The 21,781-nt window shown below is 62.3% G+C and carries 23 protein-coding genes and 1 pseudogene; 4 read left to right on the top strand and 20 right to left on the bottom strand.

From position 1 onward, the window contains the following. Positions 1-2: 2 nt before the first annotated feature. The 15 genes and pseudogenes from ACFPLB_RS08180 to ACFPLB_RS08110 form a co-directional block, all read right to left on the bottom strand. Positions 3-464, bottom strand: a complete 462-nt coding sequence (locus ACFPLB_RS08180) for a ribbon-helix-helix domain-containing protein (protein ID WP_009450541.1) — start codon at positions 462-464, stop codon at positions 3-5. A 14-nt stretch (positions 465-478) separates the two neighbouring features. Beyond that, a complete protein-coding gene (locus ACFPLB_RS08175; RefSeq protein WP_378228865.1) occupies positions 479-2,467 on the bottom strand; it encodes a conjugal transfer protein TraG in 1,989 nt (662 codons plus the stop codon). Between the two features lie 175 nt (positions 2,468-2,642). Then, positions 2,643-3,875: a DUF3363 domain-containing protein gene (locus ACFPLB_RS17655; protein ID WP_417281648.1), complete on the bottom strand. Its 1,233-nt coding sequence runs from the start codon at positions 3,873-3,875 to the stop codon at positions 2,643-2,645. 1,153 nt (positions 3,876-5,028) lie between these two features. Beyond that, on the bottom strand, positions 5,029-5,739 hold the full coding sequence (locus ACFPLB_RS08165) for a lytic transglycosylase domain-containing protein (protein ID WP_378228863.1): 711 nt from the start codon (positions 5,737-5,739) through the stop codon (positions 5,029-5,031). 4 nt (positions 5,740-5,743) lie between these two features. Then, positions 5,744-6,079 carry a DUF736 domain-containing protein gene (locus tag ACFPLB_RS08160; RefSeq protein ID WP_378228862.1) on the bottom strand — a complete coding sequence of 112 codons (336 nt, stop codon included), beginning with the start codon at positions 6,077-6,079 and terminating at the stop codon, positions 5,744-5,746. A gap of 35 nt (positions 6,080-6,114) precedes the next feature. After that, positions 6,115-6,660 carry a S26 family signal peptidase gene (locus ACFPLB_RS08155; protein WP_378228861.1) on the bottom strand — a complete coding sequence of 182 codons (546 nt, stop codon included), beginning with the start codon at positions 6,658-6,660 and terminating at the stop codon, positions 6,115-6,117. After that, entirely contained in the window at positions 6,657-7,175 is a 519-nt protein-coding gene (locus ACFPLB_RS08150) for a DUF2840 domain-containing protein (protein WP_378228860.1), read from the bottom strand. The genes ACFPLB_RS08155 and ACFPLB_RS08150 overlap by 4 nt, the downstream gene beginning before the upstream one ends. Continuing rightward, positions 7,172-7,426, bottom strand: a complete 255-nt coding sequence (locus tag ACFPLB_RS08145) for a hypothetical protein (RefSeq protein ID WP_378228859.1) — start codon at positions 7,424-7,426, stop codon at positions 7,172-7,174. The genes ACFPLB_RS08150 and ACFPLB_RS08145 overlap by 4 nt, the downstream gene beginning before the upstream one ends. Next, positions 7,423-8,076: a ParA family partition ATPase gene (parA, locus tag ACFPLB_RS08140; RefSeq protein WP_378228858.1), complete on the bottom strand. Its 654-nt coding sequence runs from the start codon at positions 8,074-8,076 to the stop codon at positions 7,423-7,425. The genes ACFPLB_RS08145 and parA overlap by 4 nt, the downstream gene beginning before the upstream one ends. Then, positions 8,073-9,218 (bottom strand): replication initiator protein A, encoded by a 1,146-nt coding sequence (locus ACFPLB_RS08135; RefSeq protein WP_378228857.1) that lies wholly within the window; start codon positions 9,216-9,218, stop codon positions 8,073-8,075. The genes parA and ACFPLB_RS08135 overlap by 4 nt, the downstream gene beginning before the upstream one ends. Before the next feature lie 19 nt (positions 9,219-9,237). Then, complete coding sequence (locus ACFPLB_RS08130) at positions 9,238-9,519, bottom strand: helix-turn-helix transcriptional regulator (RefSeq protein ID WP_035746363.1); 282 nt, start codon at positions 9,517-9,519, stop codon at positions 9,238-9,240. Positions 9,520-9,656: 137 nt separating this feature from the next. Continuing rightward, positions 9,657-10,256 carry a DUF2285 domain-containing protein gene (locus ACFPLB_RS08125; protein WP_378228856.1) on the bottom strand — a complete coding sequence of 200 codons (600 nt, stop codon included), beginning with the start codon at positions 10,254-10,256 and terminating at the stop codon, positions 9,657-9,659. 25 nt (positions 10,257-10,281) lie between these two features. Next, positions 10,282-10,419: pseudogene (locus ACFPLB_RS08120) on the bottom strand (transcriptional regulator domain-containing protein); the annotation flags it as partial. 128 nt (positions 10,420-10,547) lie between these two features. After that, the gene (locus ACFPLB_RS08115) at positions 10,548-10,811 is read right to left on the bottom strand and encodes a DNA -binding domain-containing protein (protein ID WP_378228872.1); all 264 of its coding nucleotides are present in this window, start codon (positions 10,809-10,811) and stop codon (positions 10,548-10,550) included. A 60-nt stretch (positions 10,812-10,871) separates the two neighbouring features. Next, entirely contained in the window at positions 10,872-11,138 is a 267-nt protein-coding gene (locus ACFPLB_RS08110; RefSeq protein ID WP_378228855.1) for a helix-turn-helix domain-containing protein, read from the bottom strand. Between the two features lie 2 nt (positions 11,139-11,140). On the opposite strand from ACFPLB_RS08110, the gene ACFPLB_RS08105 reads away from it, so the two are divergent. The 3 genes from ACFPLB_RS08105 to ACFPLB_RS08095 all read left to right on the top strand — a co-directional run bounded on the left by ACFPLB_RS08105 (position 11,141) and on the right by ACFPLB_RS08095 (position 12,996). Then, positions 11,141-11,275, top strand: a complete 135-nt coding sequence (locus tag ACFPLB_RS08105; protein ID WP_378228854.1) for a hypothetical protein — start codon at positions 11,141-11,143, stop codon at positions 11,273-11,275. Positions 11,276-11,456: 181 nt separating this feature from the next. Then, the gene (locus ACFPLB_RS08100) at positions 11,457-11,777 is read left to right on the top strand and encodes a helix-turn-helix domain-containing protein (RefSeq protein ID WP_378228853.1); all 321 of its coding nucleotides are present in this window, start codon (positions 11,457-11,459) and stop codon (positions 11,775-11,777) included. Beyond that, a complete protein-coding gene (locus ACFPLB_RS08095) occupies positions 11,755-12,996 on the top strand; it encodes a type II toxin-antitoxin system HipA family toxin (RefSeq protein WP_378228852.1) in 1,242 nt (413 codons plus the stop codon). Before ACFPLB_RS08100 ends, ACFPLB_RS08095 begins: the two co-directional genes overlap by 23 nt. A gap of 94 nt (positions 12,997-13,090) precedes the next feature. Here the strand turns inward: ACFPLB_RS08095 and ACFPLB_RS08090 are convergent, their stop codons facing one another. Next, positions 13,091-13,417 carry a DUF736 domain-containing protein gene (locus tag ACFPLB_RS08090; RefSeq protein WP_009450558.1) on the bottom strand — a complete coding sequence of 109 codons (327 nt, stop codon included), beginning with the start codon at positions 13,415-13,417 and terminating at the stop codon, positions 13,091-13,093. Positions 13,418-13,985: 568 nt separating this feature from the next. After that, positions 13,986-14,426, bottom strand: coding sequence for a hypothetical protein (locus ACFPLB_RS08085; RefSeq protein ID WP_378228851.1), 441 nt, complete (start codon positions 14,424-14,426; stop codon positions 13,986-13,988). Positions 14,427-14,655: 229 nt separating this feature from the next. Here ACFPLB_RS08085 and ACFPLB_RS08080 point away from each other — a divergent pair, with 229 nt between their 5' ends. Beyond that, positions 14,656-15,156 carry a hypothetical protein gene (locus ACFPLB_RS08080; protein WP_378228850.1) on the top strand — a complete coding sequence of 167 codons (501 nt, stop codon included), beginning with the start codon at positions 14,656-14,658 and terminating at the stop codon, positions 15,154-15,156. A 23-nt stretch (positions 15,157-15,179) separates the two neighbouring features. On the opposite strand, the gene ACFPLB_RS08075 is transcribed toward ACFPLB_RS08080, so the two are convergent. The 3 genes from ACFPLB_RS08075 to ACFPLB_RS08065 all read right to left on the bottom strand — a co-directional run bounded on the left by ACFPLB_RS08075 (position 15,180) and on the right by ACFPLB_RS08065 (position 21,770). Then, on the bottom strand, positions 15,180-16,106 hold the full coding sequence (locus ACFPLB_RS08075) for a DUF2493 domain-containing protein (protein WP_378228849.1): 927 nt from the start codon (positions 16,104-16,106) through the stop codon (positions 15,180-15,182). A gap of 307 nt (positions 16,107-16,413) precedes the next feature. After that, a complete protein-coding gene (locus ACFPLB_RS08070) occupies positions 16,414-17,451 on the bottom strand; it encodes a DUF7146 domain-containing protein (RefSeq protein ID WP_378228848.1) in 1,038 nt (345 codons plus the stop codon). Further along, positions 17,451-21,770, bottom strand: coding sequence for a strawberry notch-like NTP hydrolase domain-containing protein (locus ACFPLB_RS08065; RefSeq protein WP_378228847.1), 4,320 nt, complete (start codon positions 21,768-21,770; stop codon positions 17,451-17,453). Before ACFPLB_RS08065 ends, ACFPLB_RS08070 begins: the two co-directional genes overlap by 1 nt. Positions 21,771-21,781: the final 11 nt, after the last annotated feature.

Below are 21,781 nucleotides of genomic sequence, written 5' to 3'. Positions count from 1 at the left end.
GTTCAGAGCTGGTTTCCATCCGCTTCGGACTGGCCTTGTGACGAAAGATCGTGAAGCGAATCCATATCCCGCGACAACTCTTTCAGGAATCTGTCGCCGGAAGCCAGGCGCTTGCCCAGCGTCTGCATGAAGCCTTCGAAGCGCTCGTTGCCCTTGATGCGCGCCGATTGTTTCGCGCTATCTGACAGCGGCGGCGTCATGGTGAGCCAGAATTGTACGAACAGCGAAAGCGTCTCGCCGAGGATGGCCACATCTTCGTCCAGCATATCGAACTGGCGGCCTAGCTTATCCAGGCGTCGCGACATTGCGGCTTCCAGCCGTTCGGTCGTGTCACCGGACAGGAAGGATGCTACCGCAGCCTCGATCACCGCGGATTTTGAAACATTGCGACGCAGCGCCAGACCCTCGACCTGCTTCAGCAGATCCGGGGAGAAGTAGACATTCATGCGGGTGCGACTCGTCATGCCTGTCTTCCTTCTCAAAGCTCGATGCCGTCATTTGGGTCAAGTGACGCCTGCCGCGCGACCATGCGCATCCGCTGACGCATGGCACGGGCTTTGGCGGCATCGACGTCGGGCTCATCATCGAGAAAGTCGAACTCCTGCGATGGCGGCGGTGGTGGCGGGATGATTTCCTCATGCTCGGGAAGCTCCGGCTCACGACGGATACCGGCATTGGCAGGATCGTCGTCGGACGTGTTCGACGTGGGTCCGTGGCCGGCCGCGGCCGTAACAACACGGCTCGTCCAGTCGTCTGGCGCCGATGTTTCCATCTTCACCGACTGCTTGCGTAGATCGGGCGGCGGCAGCACCCGTTCCTGAAGCCGCGCATCGGCATAGTAGCGCGCCTTGGCGGCGCGGATGGGCGGCACACCCGCTACCATGACGATCTCGTCGGTTGGCGGAAGCTGCATGATTTCGCCGGGCGTCAGCAATGGCCGCGCCGTTTCCTGCCGCGACACCATGAGGTGCCCCAGCCATGGCGCGAGGCGATGGCCCGCATAGTTGGTGGAATCGCGCATTTCCGTGGCCGTGCCGAGCGCATCACTGATCCGCTTGGCGGTGCGTTCATCATTGGCAGCAAAGGCGACACGCACATGGCAGTTGTCGAGAATGGCGTTGTTCTGTCCATAGGCCCGCTCGATCTGGTTGAGCGACTGCGCGATCAGGAACGCTTTGAGGCCATAACCGGCCATGAAGGCGAGTGCCGATTCAAAGAAGTCCAACCGCCCGAGCGCGGGGAACTCGTCCAGCATCAACAGCAGGCGATGGCGCTTGCCGGAGGTTTCCAGCTCCTCGGTCAGCCGCCGCCCGACCTGATTGAGGATGAGGCGGATCAGCGGTTTTGTGCGATTGATGTCCGAGGGCGGTACGACGAGGTAGAGGCTGACGGGTTCTTTTGCTCCGACCAGATCAGCAATGCGCCAGTCGCAGCGGGCCGTCACGCGGGCCACGACCGGATCTCGGTAGAGGCCGAGAAAAGACATCGCCGTGGACAGCACACCGGAGCGTTCGTTCTCAGATTTGTTCAACAGCTCGCGTGCCGACGAAGCGATGACGGGATGCACACCGGCTTCGCCCAGATGCGGCGTGTCCATCATGGCGCGCAAGGTTGCCTCGACCGGACGGCGGGGATCGGACAGAAAACTCGCGACGCCGGCGAGCGTCTTTTCCTTCTCGGCGTAAAGGACATGCAAGATCGCGCCGACCAGCAGCGAATGGCTGGTCTTTTCCCAATGGTTGCGCTTGTCGAGACTGCCCTCGGGATCGACCAGAATATCCGCGATGTTTTGCACATCGCGGACTTCCCACTCCCCCTGGCGGACTTCCAGCAACGGATTGTATGCTGCGGAATGAACATTGGTCGGATCGAACAGCAGGACGCGGCCGTAATGGGACCGGAAGCCGGCCGTCAGATTCCAGTTCTCCCCCTTGATGTCATGGACGATGCAACTTCCCGGCCAGGTCAGCAGCGTCGGCACAACGAGACCGACGCCTTTGCCTGATCGGGTGGGCGCGAAGCAAAGGACATGCTCGGGGCCGTCATGGCGCAGATAATCCTTGCTGTGTCTTCCCAGGACCACGCCATCGGGGCCAAGCAACCCGGCGGCATGGATTTCCTTAACCTCGGCCCATCTGGCCGATCCGTAGGTGGCGACATTGCGCGCCTCGCGCGCCCGGATGATCGACATGAAAAAAGCGGCGGCGATAGCGAACAACGCCCCGGACGCGGCGATGAACGCGCCTTCGGTGAAAATACCGGGCGCATAGGCGTCGAAAGAAAACCACCACCAGAAGAAGGCCGGAGGATAATAGACCGGCCATCCCGCAACATCGAACCATGGATTGCCGAGCTGGGGCTGAAAGCCAAGGCGGAAGGCCACCCATTGTGTCGAAGTCCAGACCATCGCCAGGACAATGGTGAATACAACAATGATCTGGCCCCAGAGTATTCGGCCACCACGCATACAGGCTCCAATCGGCAAGAGAGTCGGAGCCGATCAAAGAATAGACGTTTTCGAAAGCGGCAACAGGAAAAGCAGGGGTGCCGTGTTGCCGGATACTATCGGCGGCACATCGGACAGGCCCTTTCAGATGCCGATGTCGACAGAACAATTTGCGAGGTGCCAGATCGGCAAAGGCTCAGATCCCGAGCCCTCGTGTTCGCCCCATTTGCCACGATACCGATCCACCCTGCACGATGCCCGCAACCTCGCGGCCGAGCTGGCGGTCGATCACTGGCCGCCATGGGACAAGAGTGAACTCGTGGCTCTTTTCGACAATGGCGAACTTGCCGCTCGATAGATGTGCGGTCCCGGTGAACTTGCCGCTGATATTTTCGCCATCGGCAGCCGCCCGGAACGGCAAGCCTTTGCTGCTGGCCATTTCCGCACCGACGCGGGCCACTTCCCGTTCCCGCAGATTGGCGAGCAGGTTGCGCCGATAGAGAATGCGTCCATTCTGCTGCCGCGTGGCATCGCCCTGAGCGATATGGTGCTCGCGGCGCTGGTCCATAGCCTCGCGCACCTGTTGCCCGAACCCTGCCGGAGTAAGATCCGAAGCGTGTGGCGTAACGAGTCGCCGGTCCAGCCAAGTCGCACCATCGGCGCCGATCTGCTTTTCGAGATCGAAGGACGACACGACACGGATGCTGGCCTGCTGGTTGCGACCGGCATCATAGGCGGTGGCGCGGCTCTCGAAGTCTTCGGGGATGCGCCACTGGTCGGCGTCGATCCGCTCGGCAATCCCGGCCCGGCGTAGCGACTCCAATCGCCGGACATGGGCATCGACATAGCCCTCATAGTCGCCACCCGGCACACGTCCCTCGAACTTCGCCTGTTCGAGGTGGCGGCTCGGTCGGTAGATACCATTTTCCGAGATCGCAGCGATGGTGCGATCGGATGGGCGCTGTGCTGTATCGGCGGGGCCGACTTCCACGATGCTGCCAATCCGGGCGTCTTCGACGCGGGCCGGATCAATGCCGGGAAGATGATGTGTTCGCCCGTCGATGCCGTCGACCACGAGGGTCAGGTTCTCGCCCATCTCGTCGGTGAGATATTTGTCCACGACGCGGCCGGTGATCGGCATCGCGGGCGCGCCGTCGTGAAGCTGGAAGGTCATCGGATCACGTTCCTGCCCATCAGCCTTCAGCGCCTTGTGCATGTTGCGGATGATGTCACCGCGCTCACCGAGTTCACGCAGCGCTGGTTCCATCTTCGCGCCAAGCTCCCAGATGCCGGGTGCATGTTCCGTTGCCAACCCCATCTTTTCCAGTTTGGCGAGACGGCGCAGGCGAAGCGTACGGTTGAACTGGCGGCGCGTGTCGTCGGGATCATGGCGCAGATCGAGGATCCGTTCATCGGCCTCTTCGGTCATTGCCCGGTCGATCCGGGTGAAGCGGTCCTGGTCGATTTCGGCAGTCAACTTGCGGCTCTGCTCGATCTCGGTGGCGAGTCCAAGTTCCAGCGTGACCAGTTCGCTGGCCCGCTCACGAATACCATTTGCGAGATAATCGCCATTGATGACCAGGTTCTCGCCCAGATCGTCCTTGCCCCGAACAATGATATGGGCATGGGGATGGCCGGTATTGTGGTGATTGACCGCCACCCAATCGAGCTTCGTGCCAAGATCGCCCTCAATGCGGCTCATCAGATCGCGGGTGTGCTCGGTGAGATCGGAAAGATCGGCGGCATCTTCCGGCGAGACGATGAAGCGGAACTGGTGGCGATCATCCTTGCCGCGGTCAAGAAACGCATCTCCATCGGCGCCGTCCTCGTTCGCCGAATAAAGCTGGCCGCGCTCGCCATCACGCGATGTCCCGTCTCGCTGGATATAGCGCAGATGGGCAGCCCCTTTGCCATTCTTTCCCGCGCCTTGGACATAACGGGTTTTGACGACGACGCGGCGCGCTCCGGCCGTACTGTGACGCCAACCGCCCGACAGGGTTCGGGCGCGGACAAAGGCCGCGCCACGGCCACGCTTGACACCCGGACCTTTGCCAGTGCGCGATGCCTCCCCCCTCTTTCCAGCCGAACCAGATGAAACCGACGAGGAAGTCCGTGATGCGAAAGATGAAGATCTGCCGGAGCTGTTGCTATGCTGACGCGCTAGCTTCTTCGCCTGCGTCAGAAAGCACTTCGCCTTGCCCACCTTCGGCACGTCGGATTTGATCCGACCCGGCCTGGGGCGAAAGCGGTTCTCGTCATCGGCGCTCATGTGCGCACTCCATGACGCTTAGGCATGCAAACTGCAGATATTCGGCTAGAGTGCCGGTCAAAACTCAGCAAAACCAAGGCGTTGCGCCATATCGCGGCACGCGAGACCCAAAAGCAGGGTGCCGTGCGCCGCGCCCCAAAATAGTGTGCAGACAAGGGCTTGCCCAGAAACCGGCCAGATAGGGTGCCGGTTTCCTTTATCTTGCCCTCCGCCCTTCTTTCCCTTTTTGCCCCTCCTGCCGGAAATGCAGTCAGGCGCAATCCTGCCTGTCTGCACACCGGAGCCGGACCGAAAGAGCGCGCAAACGTCATGGTCATGGCCAATTTCCATCGCTCGAACGGGCCACGAATATGCCTCCGTCCTGCGGCTCCTGGTCGACGGGATGGTGCAGAGGAACGGTTGCGCGACTATCGCGCGGCGGCTGATCGGCCGCCGCTGAAATGCCGCCGGATTGCGTAACAAAGAGAGGAGCTTCGCGCCAATCCGGTGGCGGCGGCGGTACGATGGTCGGTGCGCCTGGCGCAGTTACGCCGCCGAGAAGTGGCGCAAGCGTGGCGACATAAGCGCGCGTCTCTGCGGGCAAAACGCGGCCGGTCGCCAGATGCTCGTCATAGCGACCCGGACCGGCATTATAGGCGGCAAGCATGGCTGCGACATTGCCGTAACGGTTCCACATCTCGCGCAGATACGCTGTGCCTGCGAGGATATTATCGCGCGGGTCATAGGGATCGCGCCCGAGGCCGTGGCGGCTGCGCAGGCCCGCCCAGGTATCGGGCATGACCTGCATCAGTCCCATTGCGCCCGCCGATGAGATGGCGCGTATATCGCCCGCGCTTTCCACGCGCAGCACGGCACGAATCCAGTGCTCCGGAATACCGAAGCGCTGTGATGCCTCGGCAATGAAAGCAGCATGGGGGTGCACTGTGACAGGCGCGGATTGCGGTGTCACTTCCGCCATGGCCACCGTCCAGCCGTCGCCCGCCGACAGCAGGGCCGTGAAGAGAAGCAGGGTGCGGGATCGCATGATGTCAGTCCCGATCTTCGCGGGGGCGTGGGCGGCTCCAGTGCAGCGACCATGACGAGCCAGCATCGTCGTCGCGGAACAGGTTGGCGCGGATCGGTTGCGGCAAGGCGGGATCGTCGAGTAGCACCGAAAGATATTCGCCAGCCTTCTCGCCAGTGCGTTTCCATGCGGCGCCGACCTCCGGTCCGTCCTGTTCAACGTGATGGACGCGGTAGTCCGGTGCATTCTCCGCATCAGAATGTTCAGCGGGAACGATGACGAGGTCGCGCTTCAGGGTGAGCGTTACGAGCTGACCGGCAAAGCCGGATGCGTCACGCGAGAATTGACCGATCTGTGGCATGGTAGGTCTCCTGTGTTTGAAAGTTTGGCTTGGGTTCAATGCGTGGCCGCCCGCCATTCGTAGCGGCCATCGCCTTCCTCATCGGTCCAGAGAGGGAGCGCCCGGCCGATGACGGAACTGGCAGGAAGAGGTCCGAAGTAACGGCCGTCGAGGCTGTCCCGGATTTTCCAATTCATGAGGAAGAGTTCGCCGTCGCCGATGATGCGGCAGCCCTGCCAGACCGGCAGATCGCGGCCCATGCGGTCGCGCTCCAGCGCGTCCCCCATCTCGACATGATCGACGGTAATGGTCGCGCCGCTGCGGCAGACGCGCTGTCCCGGCAGACCGAGGACGCGCTTGAGCAGCGGCACGCCGCGTCCGATATAGCCGCGCTCGACCATGAAGCGCTCCAGTGGTTCGGGCGGCATGAGGGCGACCAGTTCGGGGACTTCGAGCGCGTCCGCAGTCTCGACGGTGTAGAAACCGATGGGCGCGCTGGCGGTAGCATTCCAGATCAGCCGGGTCGGGAGATCGACGACAACCGTAGTGACGAGAGTGCCGACAGCTATCATCGCAGCGGCAAGGATATGACGGCGGCTCATGGCGCGATCCTCCGGCGGCTGATCCATGCGGCATGACGTTCGGGCGTGTAGGGATTGGGTTCCTGACCGGCGCTCTGCCGGTTGTGGACATGTCGCCAGTAATCCGGCGCGACATCCGCGGGATCGACTCCGAGGGCGTCTATGGTGTCGATAAGGGCGAGTGCCCGCTGAACCTTTGGCCAGCCATCGATACGCAACAGGATTTCGCCGCCGGGGCGAACGAAGGGCACGGTCTGGAATGGTTCGCCGCGCCCGACCGCACGCAGGATGTCGAGCCGGGAAACGATGGTGCCGTAATCATTGGAGGCCCAACGGACGAAGGCGAAGACGCTGCCCGGCGCAAAGCCGACAATGCTGCGACGGCGATCGATGATCTGCTCGAAGCTCTTGTGGCCGAAGCGTATCCATCGCTCGACCTTCTGCTTCTGGAAGGTCAGTTCAACCAGCGTGGTGAAGGGGGCTGGCCCGTCTGATTGCAGACGGCCATGCACAGGACGTGTCGCTCCACCGCTCATGACGGATCTTCTTCGCTGGGTGGAAACGCGCTGCCGAGCATCTCGCGCAGCATGACGGCGACAGTGACGCCGCGCCGGAAGGCCGCGACCTTGATGCGTCCACGCAGCTCGGGCGTGATGTCGATAGTCAGGCGGGCGGTGAACGCCTCACCAATCGTCTTGCCGGTTGCCGGTACATCGGCAGCCCTGACCCAGCTATCGGGATTGCCCGGACGCGACGCAAAGCCAGATCTGGCGGGCGGACGTATCATGGCACAACCCTTCCGATTCCGAGGCGATCGATCTCGGTCGCCAGCGCTGTGATGTCCTGTGCGGCCCGTTCGCCGCCATCGGTCTCCAAGACCAGCCGCCCGGTCTGTGCGGCTTCGGCGAAGGCGACGCGCTGGCCGATGGTCGCGGCCAGCAAGGGCGGATCATGGTCAGCCAGCGTTTCGGCTGTTTCGCGGGCGATGACGGTGCGCGCACCACATCGATTCAGCAGAAATCGGGCAGCAAGCTCGGGGCGATAGATGCGTGCTTCGCCCAGAAGCGCCAGCATTTCGGCCGAAGCCCAGCCGTCGAAGGGCGACGGCTGTACCGGGATCAGCACCAGATCGGCGGCAAGCAGCGCAGAGCGCATAAGACCGGCGACACGGGGCGGACCATCAATGACGATATGATCGGCGTCACGCGCCAGTTCCGGCGCTTCCCGGTGTAGCGTATCGCGGGCCAGACCGATAACACTGAACAGCCTTGGCAGCCCTTCATGGCTGCGTCGCTGCGACCAGTCGAGTGCGGAGCCTTGCGGATCAGCATCGATCAGGATGACGCGCTTGCCTTCCGCTGCCCAGGCCCCGGCGAGATGCAGGGCCAGCGTCGTCTTGCCCACGCCGCCTTTCTGGTTGAGGAGTGCGACGATCATCGCTGGCCTCCCGGTTTGCCAAGAGGCAGTTCAGACGCGCTTCCCGATGCGAGAGATCCTTGTTTTGGGCGTGTCAGTTCGCCTTTGCGGGCACCCGACCTGAGGGCCGCTCCAGCCCTGGCGATGAGCATTTCCACATCGCGCCGGCGCTCTTCAAAGTTAGATTCTGTGTTAGACTCTAAGTTAAGGGCGCGATTTTCGCTTTTATTCCCGGAGGATAGGAGCTGCTTGGGTTCCTGATAGCACGAGCCGCCGGTTCCCGATGGCACGATAGTGCGGGTTCCCGATAGCACGAGGCCGTCCACAGGTTTTCCACAGGGCGGCACCGGCTCGAAAGCGAGCAGAATCCGGCCGCCGGTCTCGACCTCGGTGAACAGGATGTAGCCGGGCAGCGGTTGGCGCCGGATAATGTCGCGCAGCTCGAACGCGAAGCGCTTGAATGGCGAGAGACTTCCCGATTTCTGGTAAAGGTGATGGAAATCGAAACGCCAGCCGTTTTTCTGCCGGCCACCATGTTTGCGCACCAGGCGATAGAGCCAGCGTTCCAGCCCGCCGGTCAGATTGAAATAGGCCCGGTCGATGGTGAGGATCAGGGCGTCATCCAGAACCGCGCTGTAGAACCAGTCAGGCACGATCATCTCGATGCCGTCCGGACGACCATTGGCATCGGTTCGTTCATGCCATTCGTTGATCCACGAGAAGCGATGGCGCCGTCCGTTGGTGCGCTGGCGGATCGACGTTGCAACTGTGGTTGATTGCAGGCGGTCCAGTGCCGCTTTCAGGCGCTGATAGTCCCGCAGGGAGGTTCCTCGCCCCGTGAACGTCAGGATCTCGTAGGGCGTTGCCGCCATCAGGCGTGACGTGCGCAGACCTGCGTCCCGTGCTTCCACGATCTGGCTGGCCGCCCAGATCAGTATATCGGCGTCCCAGATCGTCGCCATACCGTGATCGGGAACAGCTTCGACACGGATGGACACGTTGCCCAGGGCAAAATCGATGGGGCGGACGCGGTGCGATTTGGAAAGGGAGAAGAAGGGATAGGCCATGAGGTCCTGCGCGTCTCGTGGCGCGAATTCCCCGGGAAGCGCCCGAAACAGATCGAGTTGCCCGCGTTCCGAGGCGGATGGGTGCTGCGCTGCCATCAGGGGCTGACCGCCGTGTTCAGCGCGTGATGCGCTTGGGCGAGGTGAATGCGGTCGGCGGCATAGGTTTCGCCGGGAGAACTTGTCCGCGTGGGTCCGACGTGGAGGTAACCGATCCGCGCGCAACCCAGGCTGCGAGATCCTCGACCGAATAGACAACGCGGCCGCCGAGCTTGTGATAGGCAGGTCCCGTTCCGTAGGTTCTGTGCTTTTCCAGCGTGCGCGCGGACAGACTGAGGAAATCGGCGGCTTCCTTGGTGCGCAGATAGCGTGGCGGCAAGGCGGCGAGATCAGGTCGCATGGGGTGGCCTCCGTGGTTGTGCAGGATGCCGCTGACGATCAACGGCATGACATGCGCACGGTGGCGAAGGCGCGGCGGCATGGGGGATGAGGAAGATCGAAGGGGTAGAATCCTCACCCCTTGGTCAGTCGTGAGATTCAGCGTTTGCGACGCTGGCGCAGGAGGCCACGATAGCCGCCATCGATGAGGGCGGTGGCTGACCGGACAAGGGCGATGACAGCGGCGCGCAGGGCGGATGTCTTCCACGGCTCGGCGCGAACGCGCTCCTCTCCGTAGATCGCGATGGCAATTTCACGATAGGTCGCGTGGTTGGAGTTTCCGTCAGCGGCTTGCATCATCAGACGGAAGCGACGGCGTTGATATGGCGTTACTCTGGGATCGCTGCGCGCGGGTTTCGCGGCCAGCATGTGCCAGAACCGGAGAACGGCTTCGAGCCGGTCCGGCAGATCGTCGTCAAGTGGCAGGATGAGCGCGGGCTGCGCATCGTGGCCGGTACCAGCTAGGATCAGATACTGAGTGTCACCCTGGCAGCATGCACCATACGTCCCCTCTGGCCCGCGGATGACATCAACAGGATCGACGGATAGCGCGGCCGACGAAGGGGGTAGAAAATCGGGGGTGGCACCAAGGATCAGCACGGCCGGATTGGCAAGGGACGACCAGATAACCGGTTGGTCGAGCGCGGAATGTTTGGGGTCTGCCGGGAAATCGTAACCCCCAGCGACGCTGGGCATCATCCGAAAGGGGAAGATGTACGGCGTCTTGTGTTAGAAGATCATCGAAGCTGGCCTGATAGGCAGCGTTACGGCGTAAGCACTCCCACGCGACACCCTCAACGGGCAGCGCATCGTAGAATTCATAGTGGTTCTGGTCTCGCCAGCGGGACGTATCCGGCTTCATTGTTCCGCTCCCGGTTGAAACTGCACAGGTGGAGCGTGAAAAGATTCCGGCGCATCTATCGGGATGGAAGCCGGAATGGAGGCATGGAGTGATGTCCGCAGGGCATCACTCCGGGGCCGGTGGCGAGGTCAGTCGCGATCTGACGGACGCTGGAGCAATTGGCGATAGCCGCTCTTCGTCATCCAGCGCGCCCGTGCCAGATGACTGTCATGGACACGCCTTGCGCGCCCGGGTTCCTGAACAGGGTCGATGCCGAACAGCACATTAACAGCTTCGGTCCATTCGGCGCCATCGTCAGCGGCATCGAGCAGTCGCATATAAAGCTTGATATGCGCACGGTCATACTCGGTGAGCTCGTCGCTGACGGGAGCAATGTCGTCGAAAGATGTCATGTCGAGGATCGCCGTAAGACACAGGCCGTCGCTGCGGGTCGATGATGGCGCCTGCGCCAATCAACCGTCGTAGGTTTGCCGGTGTCTTCTCTCGTCTTGACCATGAACCAACAACACTCCTTGCCCGCGATCCGTGGACAGGAGAACAATCCCTGCTGCTTCAAGCGCCCGGCGCACCTGATCCCGCGTTGTCTCATACACCTCGAGCCGGTTCTCGGACTCAAGGCGTTTCAGGGCAGTCAGCGATATTCGGGCCTTGTCAGCGAGCGTCTCCTGCGTCCAACCCAGCAACGCGCGTGCGGCCCGCGACTGTCGAGCGGTGATCATGCATGATCACCTCCCATCGCGACCGGCGCGCATTCCAGAACTACGGCTATTTTAGTCGCTCTTGCGCAGCGCGCCACATGATTTCTTCGAAACTGGCGATGGCGACGCTTCTACAAAGCAGCACACCACAGGCCTGATTCGATTCTCTGTGCAGGCGCAGCACCTGCAGAGCGCTCGGTCGCGATCTGATAAAATGATCCCTAAACATATCCTCCGAACGCGACATGGTATGTTGGCAGATCAACTGCATTGCAAATCCTGGGAGACATGATACCTATTCAGATCAATATTAATACGAATGATCCGCAAAGGTGTCGCATGAAGTCAGAGGAAGAAACGCTGGGGTTGGTCGGCGACCATTTTCGCCGTGCCAGGCTGTCCATGGGTATGACCCAGGGACAAGTGGCCGATCTCGCCGGCATTTCACGGCCACGCTACCGGGATATCGAGACGGGGGCCGCGGCCGCACGCGCCACGACATTGATCAACATCGCCCGGGCGCTTGGTCTGGAAATGATGCTGGTCCCGCAGGCAATGGTGCCCGCCATCGAGGCGCTTTTGCGCCCCGAGGCCGAGGATGATTATCCGGCCTTCAGCCCGCAACCGGAGAGCGACGATGACAGCCGTCCGTACCGCTGAGACCATCACCGCGCTGGACGTGTTCCTAAACAGTGCGAAGGTTGGCACGATCGTCAGGACGCCGGGTGATTTCAACGCCTTCAGCCTTGATCCGGCCTATCGCGCGACCGGCGGCATTCCGGTTCTGAGCCTGTCGCTGCGCGCGGCATCAGGGGGCTTGCGCAAGGATCCGCGACCCGTCGCAGGCAGCCTGCCGCCCTTCTTTGCCAACCTGCTGCCCGAAGACCGGCTGCGCGAGGCGATGGAAAAGCACCATGCGGGCAATGTGCGGTCGGGGAATGATTTCGATCTCCTTGCCACCCTTGGTGCGGATTTGCCGGGGGCCGTTCGGGTGCTGCCAAGTGAAGGTGAAACCGGCATCGGGGCGGCGCCATCCCAAGGGCGGCCCAAGGCCCGCTTCTCGCTGGCAGGCGTGCAGATGAAGCTCTCGGTGATGAAGAACACCGGCAAGGGCGGTGGACTGACCTTGCCGCTCGGGGATGACGAGGGCCAGTATATTGCGAAATTCCCCTCGACCGCCTTTCCGGGCGTCTCGGAGAACGAGTTTGCAAACCTCGCGCTTGCCGAAGCCATCGGCATGGACGTGCCTGAGCGGGAACTGGTCAGCCGAGACCAGTTCGAGGGGATACCCGAAGAGTTCGAAACACTTGCCGAGGGGCTGGTTCTGCTCGTGCGGCGTTTTGATCGCGGGACAGACGGGCAGCGCATCCATATCGAGGATTTCGCGCAGGTTTTCGGCCTGTACCCGGCGCGCAAATATGATGGCGCCGCCTCCCACGATATCGCCTCTGTGCTGAATGTTGCGATCTCGCCGTTCGCCGCGCTGGAGTTTGTCCGGCGGCTGACCTTCTCGGTGGTCATGGGCAATGGCGACATGCACCTCAAGAACTGGTCGCTGATCTATCCGGGCGACGGCGACACGCCCGCTCTTGCACCGATCTACGACATGCTTTCGACCGTTCCTTATATTCCGGCAGATGGGCTAGCGCTGTCTCTGGGCGGCGAGCGAGCCTTCAAGGGCCTGGCTCCGGCCCGCTGGAAGACGTTTGCCAATCGGGCAAGGCTTCCCGAGCCAGCCGTGCTCAAGGCCGTTGTCGAAACGGTGCGGCGGATTGATGCGAAATGGTGGACACTGCCGGAACGCGAGGTGGTCCCGCCGCTCGTGCTGGAACGGATCGACGCCCATGTGAAAACCATGATCCCGATCCTGACCGGCTGAGCAGTTCCAGCCCGGACAGGTCACCGGGTCTGGCGGCTTTCCCGCGGGCACGGGAAAGGCCCCGACCTTGCGGTCGGAGCCTTTGTTCCGCGCCTCAGTCGCCGCGGCGACCGTTGGGGCGGGACCAGATGAGGGAGAAGGTTTCGCCGTCTTCTTCGTCGAAGAGATTGGCGTAGATCGGAGCGTTGAAGCTTGGATCGTCCAGCTTGAGGCCCAGATAGTCGCGGCCCTCGTTGGAGCGCTTGGACCAAGCGGCGCCGATTTCGGCGCGACCGACCAGAACGCGGTGGCTGGGGGCGTTCTCGCCGGTGGCGCGCAGGTCGGGGATGATGCGCACGCCCTTGGCCTGGACGCTGAGGGTGACGATTTCGCCGGTGAATTCGTTCGAGCCGGTCTTCTTGAAGGTGCCGATGGTTGCCAATTTAAGTCTCCGTTTTCCGTTTTCGAGCCCGCACCATTGCGGCCTCTATGGCGATCGACCGGCCGGAGACGAACGCTAGCGCACCCCCTTTGGGGGCTGGACAGCACAGGAGAAACTTTCTTGTTCCGCGCGGAATGTCGGCTTTGCCGGCAGGGGAAGAAAGTTGTGACGACGCTGTTGCGCTAGAGCGGTCGAAGCGCATCGCGCTGGTTTTCGGCCAGATCAGGCCATTGAAGAGGCCGTTTGGAGCGGTCGAGACACGGGGGTTGAACGGGGACGGTGGCAACCTCGAGGCTGCATCAGTATGACCTGACCGGCGCACCGGCTTGTCTGGCCCCCGGCGTTTCAGGCCGTGCACATCCTTTTCTCCGGCCTGTGTTATCGGCATTGCCCCAACCGGTTTTTGGCCAGTCCTCGAATGCTGGCACTGACCGTCCTGCACTCCTATGGACCGTGCCTGTGCCTCACGCTGCCCCGGGATCCACACGCATCTACCCACCCGCCTCCTGACGAAGACGGCAGATGATCCGTATCCGCTTCTGGTCCTGCCTCTACGGGTCACTCCAGTTCAGGTGCGTGCAAGGTTCCTGTCCGCAGGGCCGGTTGCCGCCATGCCTGCAACGCGCAGAAAAGCTGTCACGCCCACCGCGACCGCACCGACCACCGAGAAGATGATCTGCCAGGTCTCGGACGGCATCATGTGTTTGACGATCCCGAGCGTAGCGTAAAACCCGGCCATGCCCGCCGGGGCGACGAAGGCCAAAGCGATCAGCAGCCGTGCCCAGATCGGACGAACCAGCATGAGCAGGCCCTGACCGACCGCCAGTGTCAGACCCGCAGCGATAAGACCGATGAGGATGCCGCCAAGCCAGCCAGCGCCCGTGCCAATGGCCCATATGCCTGCGTTCAGGCCGATAAAGAACGGCAGGGCGAAGACGGCGAGATTGAACAGCAGCCAGCACATGGTACCGATGGCTGCAATGGAAACAAGAATTCCGAGAACGATCATGGTGGTGACTCCGTGCAAAAGGTTGGACGGCTGCGCCTTCCACCACCACCATGGCGCAATCACAGCATAGCAGCATTTCTCTCACCGCGCGAGAAGCGATGGCTTTCGAGGCCAGGCCTGTCCGAAAACTCGCAGTTTGAATGAGAAAGCTTATGCGTCTGGTGGACCAGTATCTGCTGCACCTCTACGATGACCATATCGTTGGGCGGAAGGATGCGGGTTAAACTTTATGACAGAAGTCGATTGGTCAGATCGGGCATTTTACGACGATGGCGAATGGGTAAGCTGGTCAGACATCGATGAGCAGCTTCGTCACAAGGAGTGGGGAGCGAAGTATCCAAACGCCATCCGATCAATGATCCCGTATTTTGAGGACCTGATCTCACTCGCTGAGAGCTACCATCTGGAGACGGGCCTGCATTTGTCCGTGTATGGCGACATCGGTGAGCTGTTCGGTGCCATCACCTACGGCATCAAGTTGAACAAGACCTACGCGCAAGGTTCGGACGGCAGGCTCGAAAACGATCATGTCGAAATCAAAACCATCACACCTTTCAAGACCAAGGACGTAGTGATGGTGGATACATCGAGGCATTTCAGCAAGCTGCTCGTGGTCAAAATTAATGCGGAATTCCAGGTCTCCGGGCGAATGGTCAGCCGCAAGCAATTGCCAAAGCGCTCAGGCCGTTATGTCCGAATTCGTTGGGACGACCTGGCGCTATTGCAGTAGTGCTTATGCCGAACAGGCAGCGCTCACGCGCTGCCGGTCCCGAAACGATAGACCGGGATGCCCATCTTGCGGGCCTTGTCGGCAAGGTTGTCCTGAATGCCCGTGCCGGGGAAGATGATGACCCCGATCGGCATGATGCCAAGCATCTGGTCGTTGCGCTTGAACGGTGCTGCCTTGGCATGTTTCGCCCAGTCAGGTTTGAAGGCGACCTGTGCGACCTTGCGGTTATTGGCCCATGTGGCCGCGATGCGTTCCGCGCCCTTGGGCGATCCGCCATGCATCAGCACCATGTCCGGGTGCTTGGCGTGGACCTGATCGAGCTTGGCCCAGATCGTCCGGTGATCGGTGGCGTCACCGCCCGAGAAAGCGATTTTCGGTCCGGCGGGCAGCAGCACCTCGTTGTCGGCCCGGCGTTTTGCGGCGATGAAGTCGCGGCTGTCGATCATGGCCGAGGTCATCTGGCGATGGTTGACCCGTGAGCCGGAGCGTTGCGACCAGGGCGTTCCGGTGGTGCGCAGATAGATGTCGGCGGCGGTATCGCGGAAGGTTTCCATGCTGTCGCGGCGCTCGATCAGGCTTTGTCCCGCGCCGATCAGGGTTTCGAGCTGGACGGATTTGACCTCGCTGCCATCCTGTTCACGCTGAAGGCGCTTCTGTGCCTGCTCGTTATCGTCGAGTTTGGTCTCGATCCGCTCGACAGCGCGGTGGAAGGTGTTGACGGTGGACCAGAGGATCTCGTCGAGGTCGAAATCGAGGCTGGTGTCGGCCATGGTGGAAATCAGGGCGTCGAAGATGTCCGAGACTGCGCCCTGGATGACGTGATCTTCGGGTGTAGTGCGGGGATCGGCCTCGTCTTCCGAGGGGCGGTAGCCGTAGAGTTCAAGTTCTTCGATGGCATGGCCGGTCGGGGACGTGCTGTGATCGGGTTCGAAATCGTCGTGCGCGTACATGGGATGCTTCCGTCAGTTGGACCGCGACCGTCGCGGCCTTCATGGCGACGAAAGCTCACGGGCGCTCCGGTCTGGCAGCGCGAGCCTCTGGCGAGGGCCTTGATGGCAAAGCCCGGCTGATTTGTTTCGCGCTGTAAAGGCGGGCTTGCCCGCCGACGGAAATCAGTCGGGCGCCGCCATTGCCTGACCGGAGCGTTTGTGGGCCGATCGCCCTCTCGGAAGGCCAAGGCGCGGTCCTCTGCTGGTGACAGGATGCAGCCTGCGCGCATGACAGGATCGGAACGGCCCGATCACGGCCCCGTACCGGCTATGCACTTGAAGCCATGAAGCGGCAGACGTCCTCGGGAGCGATTTGCACCCGGATTTCTGCCCGAACGGCATCCAGCCCGTAAGTTGCGAGATCTTCGTTGAAGTCCCCCATCATGGGCGAGAGCGTGATGGCCTCGATCCCGACTTCGTGCGCCCGGTCCACCAGGCTATCGCGGGCGCTGTCACCTGCCGGATCGTTGTCGCGGACGATATAGAGCCTGCGCAGTTGCGGCGGGAACAGGATGGCAGCGAGGTGTCCGGCCGAGAGCGCGGAAACCATCGGCATGGTTGGCAGAGCCTGACGCAGCGACAGGATGGTTTCGATACCTTCCCCCGCTGCCATGACATCCCTCACGCACCCGAAACGAACCGCATGTCCGAGCAGGTCGCCCATTGCCTTCCTCGGCGGATCGACAGGTGCCTTGCCGGAACCGTCAGGGGCCAGCCATGTGCGGTGCGCACCGGTGATCCTGCCATCGAGGTCGGTGACGGCGGCGATCATGGCGGGCCATGTTTCGGTCGTGCCATCGTCCTCGGGCCGCCAGTAGCAGTTGGGATGGAAGCGCAGATTTGCGGTTTGGCGTAAATCCGTAATGCCGCGACCGCGTAAATACGCTTCTGCGGTACTGCCGATCAGCGGCTGCGTCATGCGCCAGAGGCGGCGTGCTGCCTCGGATGATCCCGATGGTGCTGGCGTTCGGGACGGGCGCGATGGAGGCTGCGGTTCAGGATGCGGCAGGCTGAGGAAGCGCCGGGCCTCTTCGGCAACATCTGCGAAGTCGATCAGGCCGAGCGAGTCCCGGATCACGTCCAGCAGATCGCCATATTCACCCGTGGCCGAGTCCTGCCATTTGCCGGCAATGCCTTTCACGCTGTCGTGCAACCGGACGAACATGGAGCGGCCAGCCGTATTTCGGACATCGCCGACCTGCCAGTAATTGCCCTGCTTGCGACCATTCGACAGATAGTACCTGCATACCGCCTCGGCCTGTCGGCCGAGACGCTGCGCGAGTTCGGAAGCGTTGAGACGCGCCATTATACGGCCTCCCGCTCACCAATGCGCTCAACCGGAAAGCGATGCAGCAGCTTGGCCGTAATCTCCGGCCCCGTTGCATCGACTGGCACGAAGAAGCGCAGTTTCCACGAGATGATCTCGCTGAAGAGGCCATAGGCCCGCAACCGGTCACGCATTGCATCGGTGAAGCCGGTCAGTTCGATCCGGTTGGCGCCCATGACGCGGACGCGGCGCAGTTGCAGCCCTTCGGCAAGATCGAGAATCGTGCGACCTTCGATCAGCGCGGCATAGGCGGTATCCGGTGACAGGTTGCTGGTAACGCCGCTGGTCGAGGCATTGGTGGCCCAGGCCGGCGATACCCGACGACCGATGATGCGTTCGCCCTCGTCGGTCTGGAGCCGATAGACGCGGGAGGTTTCCTGCGGCAGGCGTTTCCAGATCGGCAGCAAAAGCCCAGTCACCATATGCAGGATATTATCGGTGAACTCCGGCACCTCGGCCAGTTCCGCCTTCCAGCCTGAACTGAAGGCGGCACGGTCGGCCTCTATCCAATGGGTCTCGCCCATCGCCCGCACCGGAATGTTCATCGCCTGCATGGGCCGGATCAGCCGCACGCGCCGTTCGATCTCGCCATCATCCAGCATGACGCTGGTGGTCGGGATCTGCACGGCGGCACGACCGGATCGCTCGTTGATGAGTAATCTTGCGCGGGGATCATCCAGTTCCGCCAGGGCTGCATCGAGCGTGACCGGCTGATTGCGTTTGCGCTCTGTCAGGGTCAGGAGCCGCGTTTCCGCGCCGGTGCCCGGATGGGTGTGGATCACCTGCCGGTCGGTGACGATGAAGCTCTCCGCCTTCAGCGTTTCCAGCCCCATGTCATAGGTGCCGGATGCAATCGCCCCGTCGATACGCGCCTGCAGAAGCTGCTCGAAGGCCGAGAACAGAATGCCCTGCAACTCGATGGTCAGCGCCAGCAGGCGGTTGAGGAAGGTGGTGATTGGCGGCAGTTCGTCCTTCACCCCGTTGCTGTCCATCAGCTTCAGCCCTGTGGCGGATTCAAACCGCTCCAGCGAGCATCCCTCGACCTTGCCGCGCACGATCAGCAGATAAAGTTGGCGCAACGCATCGCGAGCATAGGCGGATTCCAGATTATCCTCGGGACGGAACAGCCCCTGACCGCCGGTCTGGCGCTGGCCGCGTGTGATGGCGCCCAGCGTGTCGAGGCGGCGGGCGATGGTCGAGAGGAACCGCTTCTCGGCTTTGACATCCGTGGCGATGGGTCGGAAGAGCGGCGGCTGCGCCTGATTGGTGCGGTTGGTGCGGCCCACCTGAATGGCGGCATCTGCCTTCCAGCCCGGTTCCAGCAGATAATGGACGCGCAGTCGTTGGTTCCGCGCCGAGAGTTCGGCGTGATAGCTGCGTCCCGTGCCACCGGCATCAGAGAAGACCAGAACGCGCTTCTGGTCATCCATGAAGGCCGAAGTCTCGGCAAGGTTGGCAGAGGGTGCACGGTTCTCGACCGCAAGGCGTGTCGATGCACCGTCGCCCTTGCGCACGATCCGGCGCGAACGCCCCGTAACCTCCGCCACCATATCCGTGCCGAAGCGCTGCACGATCTGGTCGAGCGCACCCGGGACAGGTGGAAGCGAACCCAGCTGCTCCAGCATCTCGTCGCGTCGCGCTACAGCTTCGCGGCACTCAACCGCCTGACCGTCGCGGAAGACGGGGCGTGACGACAGGTTGCCCTCGCCATCGGTGAAGGGTTCATAGAGCTGCACCGGAAAGGAATGCTGCAAATACGAGCCGACATATTCCCTCGGAGTGACATCGACGGAAATATCGTTCCATTCCTCGGTCGGGATCTCGGACAGCCGCCGCTCCATCAGCGCTTCGCCGGTCGAGACAATCTGGATGACAGCGGCATGGCCCGCTTCCAGATCGGCCTCAATGGAGCGGATCAGGGTCGGTGTTTTCATGGAGGTCAGCAGATGGCCAAAGAAGCGCTGCTTGGTGCTTTCAAAGGCCGAACGGGCGGCGGATTTGGCCTGCCGGTTCAGCGTCCCCTCGCTGCCGGTGATGTTGGCGGCTTCCATCGCCGCGTCCAGGTTTCCATGAATGACAGCGAAGGCGGCAGCATATGAGTCGTAAATGTGCCGCTGTTCGTCCGTGAGCTGATGCTCGATCAGTTCATATTCGACGCCATCATAGGAGAGTGAGCGGGCGGTATAGAGGCCGAGAGATCGCAGGTCCCGGGCCAGGACCTCCATGGCCGCAACGCCACCGGATTCGATCGCCTCGACGAACTCGGCGCGGGTCTGGAACGGAAAGTCCTCACCGCCCCAGAGGCCGAGGCGCTGAGCATAGGCGAGATTATGGACGGTGGTGGCGCCAGTCGCCGAGACATAGACGACGCGGGCGTCGGGCAGCGCGTGCTGAAGCCGCAGGCCCGCACGTCCCTGCTGCGAGGCGGCGACATCACCGCGTTCACCTTTTCCGCCACCGGCATTCTGCATGGAATGGCTCTCGTCGAAGATAATGGCTCCATCGAAATCGGACCCCAACCATTCAACGATCTGCTTGACGCGGGAAACCTTCTCCCCCCGATCGTCGGAGCGCAGCGTGGCATAGGTGGTAAAAAGGATGCCTTCTGACAGCGTGATCTGCTTGCCTTGCGGGAAGCGCGACAGTGGCGTGACAAGCAGACGCTCCATGCCAAGCGCTGACCAGTCGCGCTGAGCATCCTCGATCAGCTTGTCGGATTTGGATATCCAGATCGCCTTGCGACGTCCGCGCAGCCAGTTGTCGAGAATGATGGCGGCGGACTGGCGGCCCTTGCCAGCGCCGGTGCCGTCACCGAGCATGAAGCCCCGGCGAAAGCGGATCGATCCGGCAGCATCCTCGGGTGCAGCGCTCACATTGTCGAAATGCTCGTCCACGGTCCATGCACCCGCGAGATGATCGGCATGGGCTTCACCAGCATAGATCACCGTTTCAAGCTGGGCGTCCGACAGACGCGCGCAGATGTCAGCGGGCAGCATGGGCCGGTAGGAAGGCTTCGGCGGTGCGACCGAGGCCATGGCGGCGGATTGCACCAGCTTGGTCGGATGCGGCTGCGCGCCAGCAATGCGCAGCGATTGCAGCGCATACTCCTCATAGATCGCATCGGACAGGCGAGCGCCGTCCGGTGGCGTCCAGTCCACAGTGTCATAGGCGAGTTCGACGCCATCAGGATCATTGGCCGAAGCAGCGACAGATCGCGTAACCGCCGAGCGTTCGAGATAGCCCCGCACGGTCTTCGGCGCGGTGGCCGAAGCGGAAACCACGATCTTCGGCAATGACACTGGCAGGCGCGGCGGAACCTGTTCCTCGATCCATCTGATCAGCGTGGCAACATCAGGCGCGATCCCCGGCGAAGCCGGCAAACTGGCGGGATCGTCGGCGGGCAGTTTGTCGATCACGGTCAGCCGCGTGTCGATCGTGGTGCCGTGCTTTGCATAGACCGCGCCATCTACGGCGGCGCTGAACACCACGCGGCCACGGGCCTGCAAGCGGATGAAGGCGTCCCGCCATGCCGGAGCTTCGGGGCCAAAGCCTGCGCCGGTGATCGTCACCAGCCGACCGCCCGGTGCAAGACGGGCCAGCGCCGAGGCAACATGGCGGTAGGCCGCATCGGCGACACGCCCACTGACATTGGCCATGACCGAGAATGGCGGGTTCATCAGCACCACGGACGGGACGGCATCCGGGGCCAGATGATCGTCGATCTGGGCGGCGTCGAAGCGGGTGACGGCAAAAGCCGGAAAGATCTGGGCAAGCAGATCGGCGCGGGTCTCGGCCAGTTCGTTGAGGACCAGCGAGCCACCGATGGTCTGCGCCAGGATCGCCAGAAGGCCGGTGCCCGCCGATGGTTCCAGCACCCTGTCATCAGGTGTGATCGCGGCGGCCGTCAGAGCGGCAAGGCCGAGGGGGATCGGCGTCGAAAATTGCTGGAAGTTCTGGCTTTCCTCGGAACGCCGGGTCTGCGTGGGCAATAGTCCCGCGATCTTTGCCAACACGGAAACCCGTGTAGCCGGAGACGCGGCCTTACGGAAAAGCGCCTTTCCGTATTTGCGCAGGAAGAGAACCGTTGCGACCTCGCACGCCTCATAAGCCATCTTCCAGTCCCAGACGCCGGTAGCATCGGACGCGCCGAAGGCCGTTTCCATAGCACCGCGCAAGGTGGCGGCATCGACACGCTGACCGCGTTCGAGATGGGGGAGCAGGAGATTGGCCGCAGCCAGGATCGCAGGCGCGGCCGCCAGCGGTGTGACCGGATCGGCTACGGGGAAAACCATGTTCATGTCGGGAACCT

The organism is Aquamicrobium segne, from assembly GCF_042656785.1.
Taxonomy (GTDB): Bacteria; Pseudomonadota; Alphaproteobacteria; order Rhizobiales; family Rhizobiaceae; genus Mesorhizobium; species Mesorhizobium segne.
The sequence above is the reverse complement of the archived record's forward strand: the minus strand, read 5'-3'. Positions and strand labels throughout refer to the sequence as shown.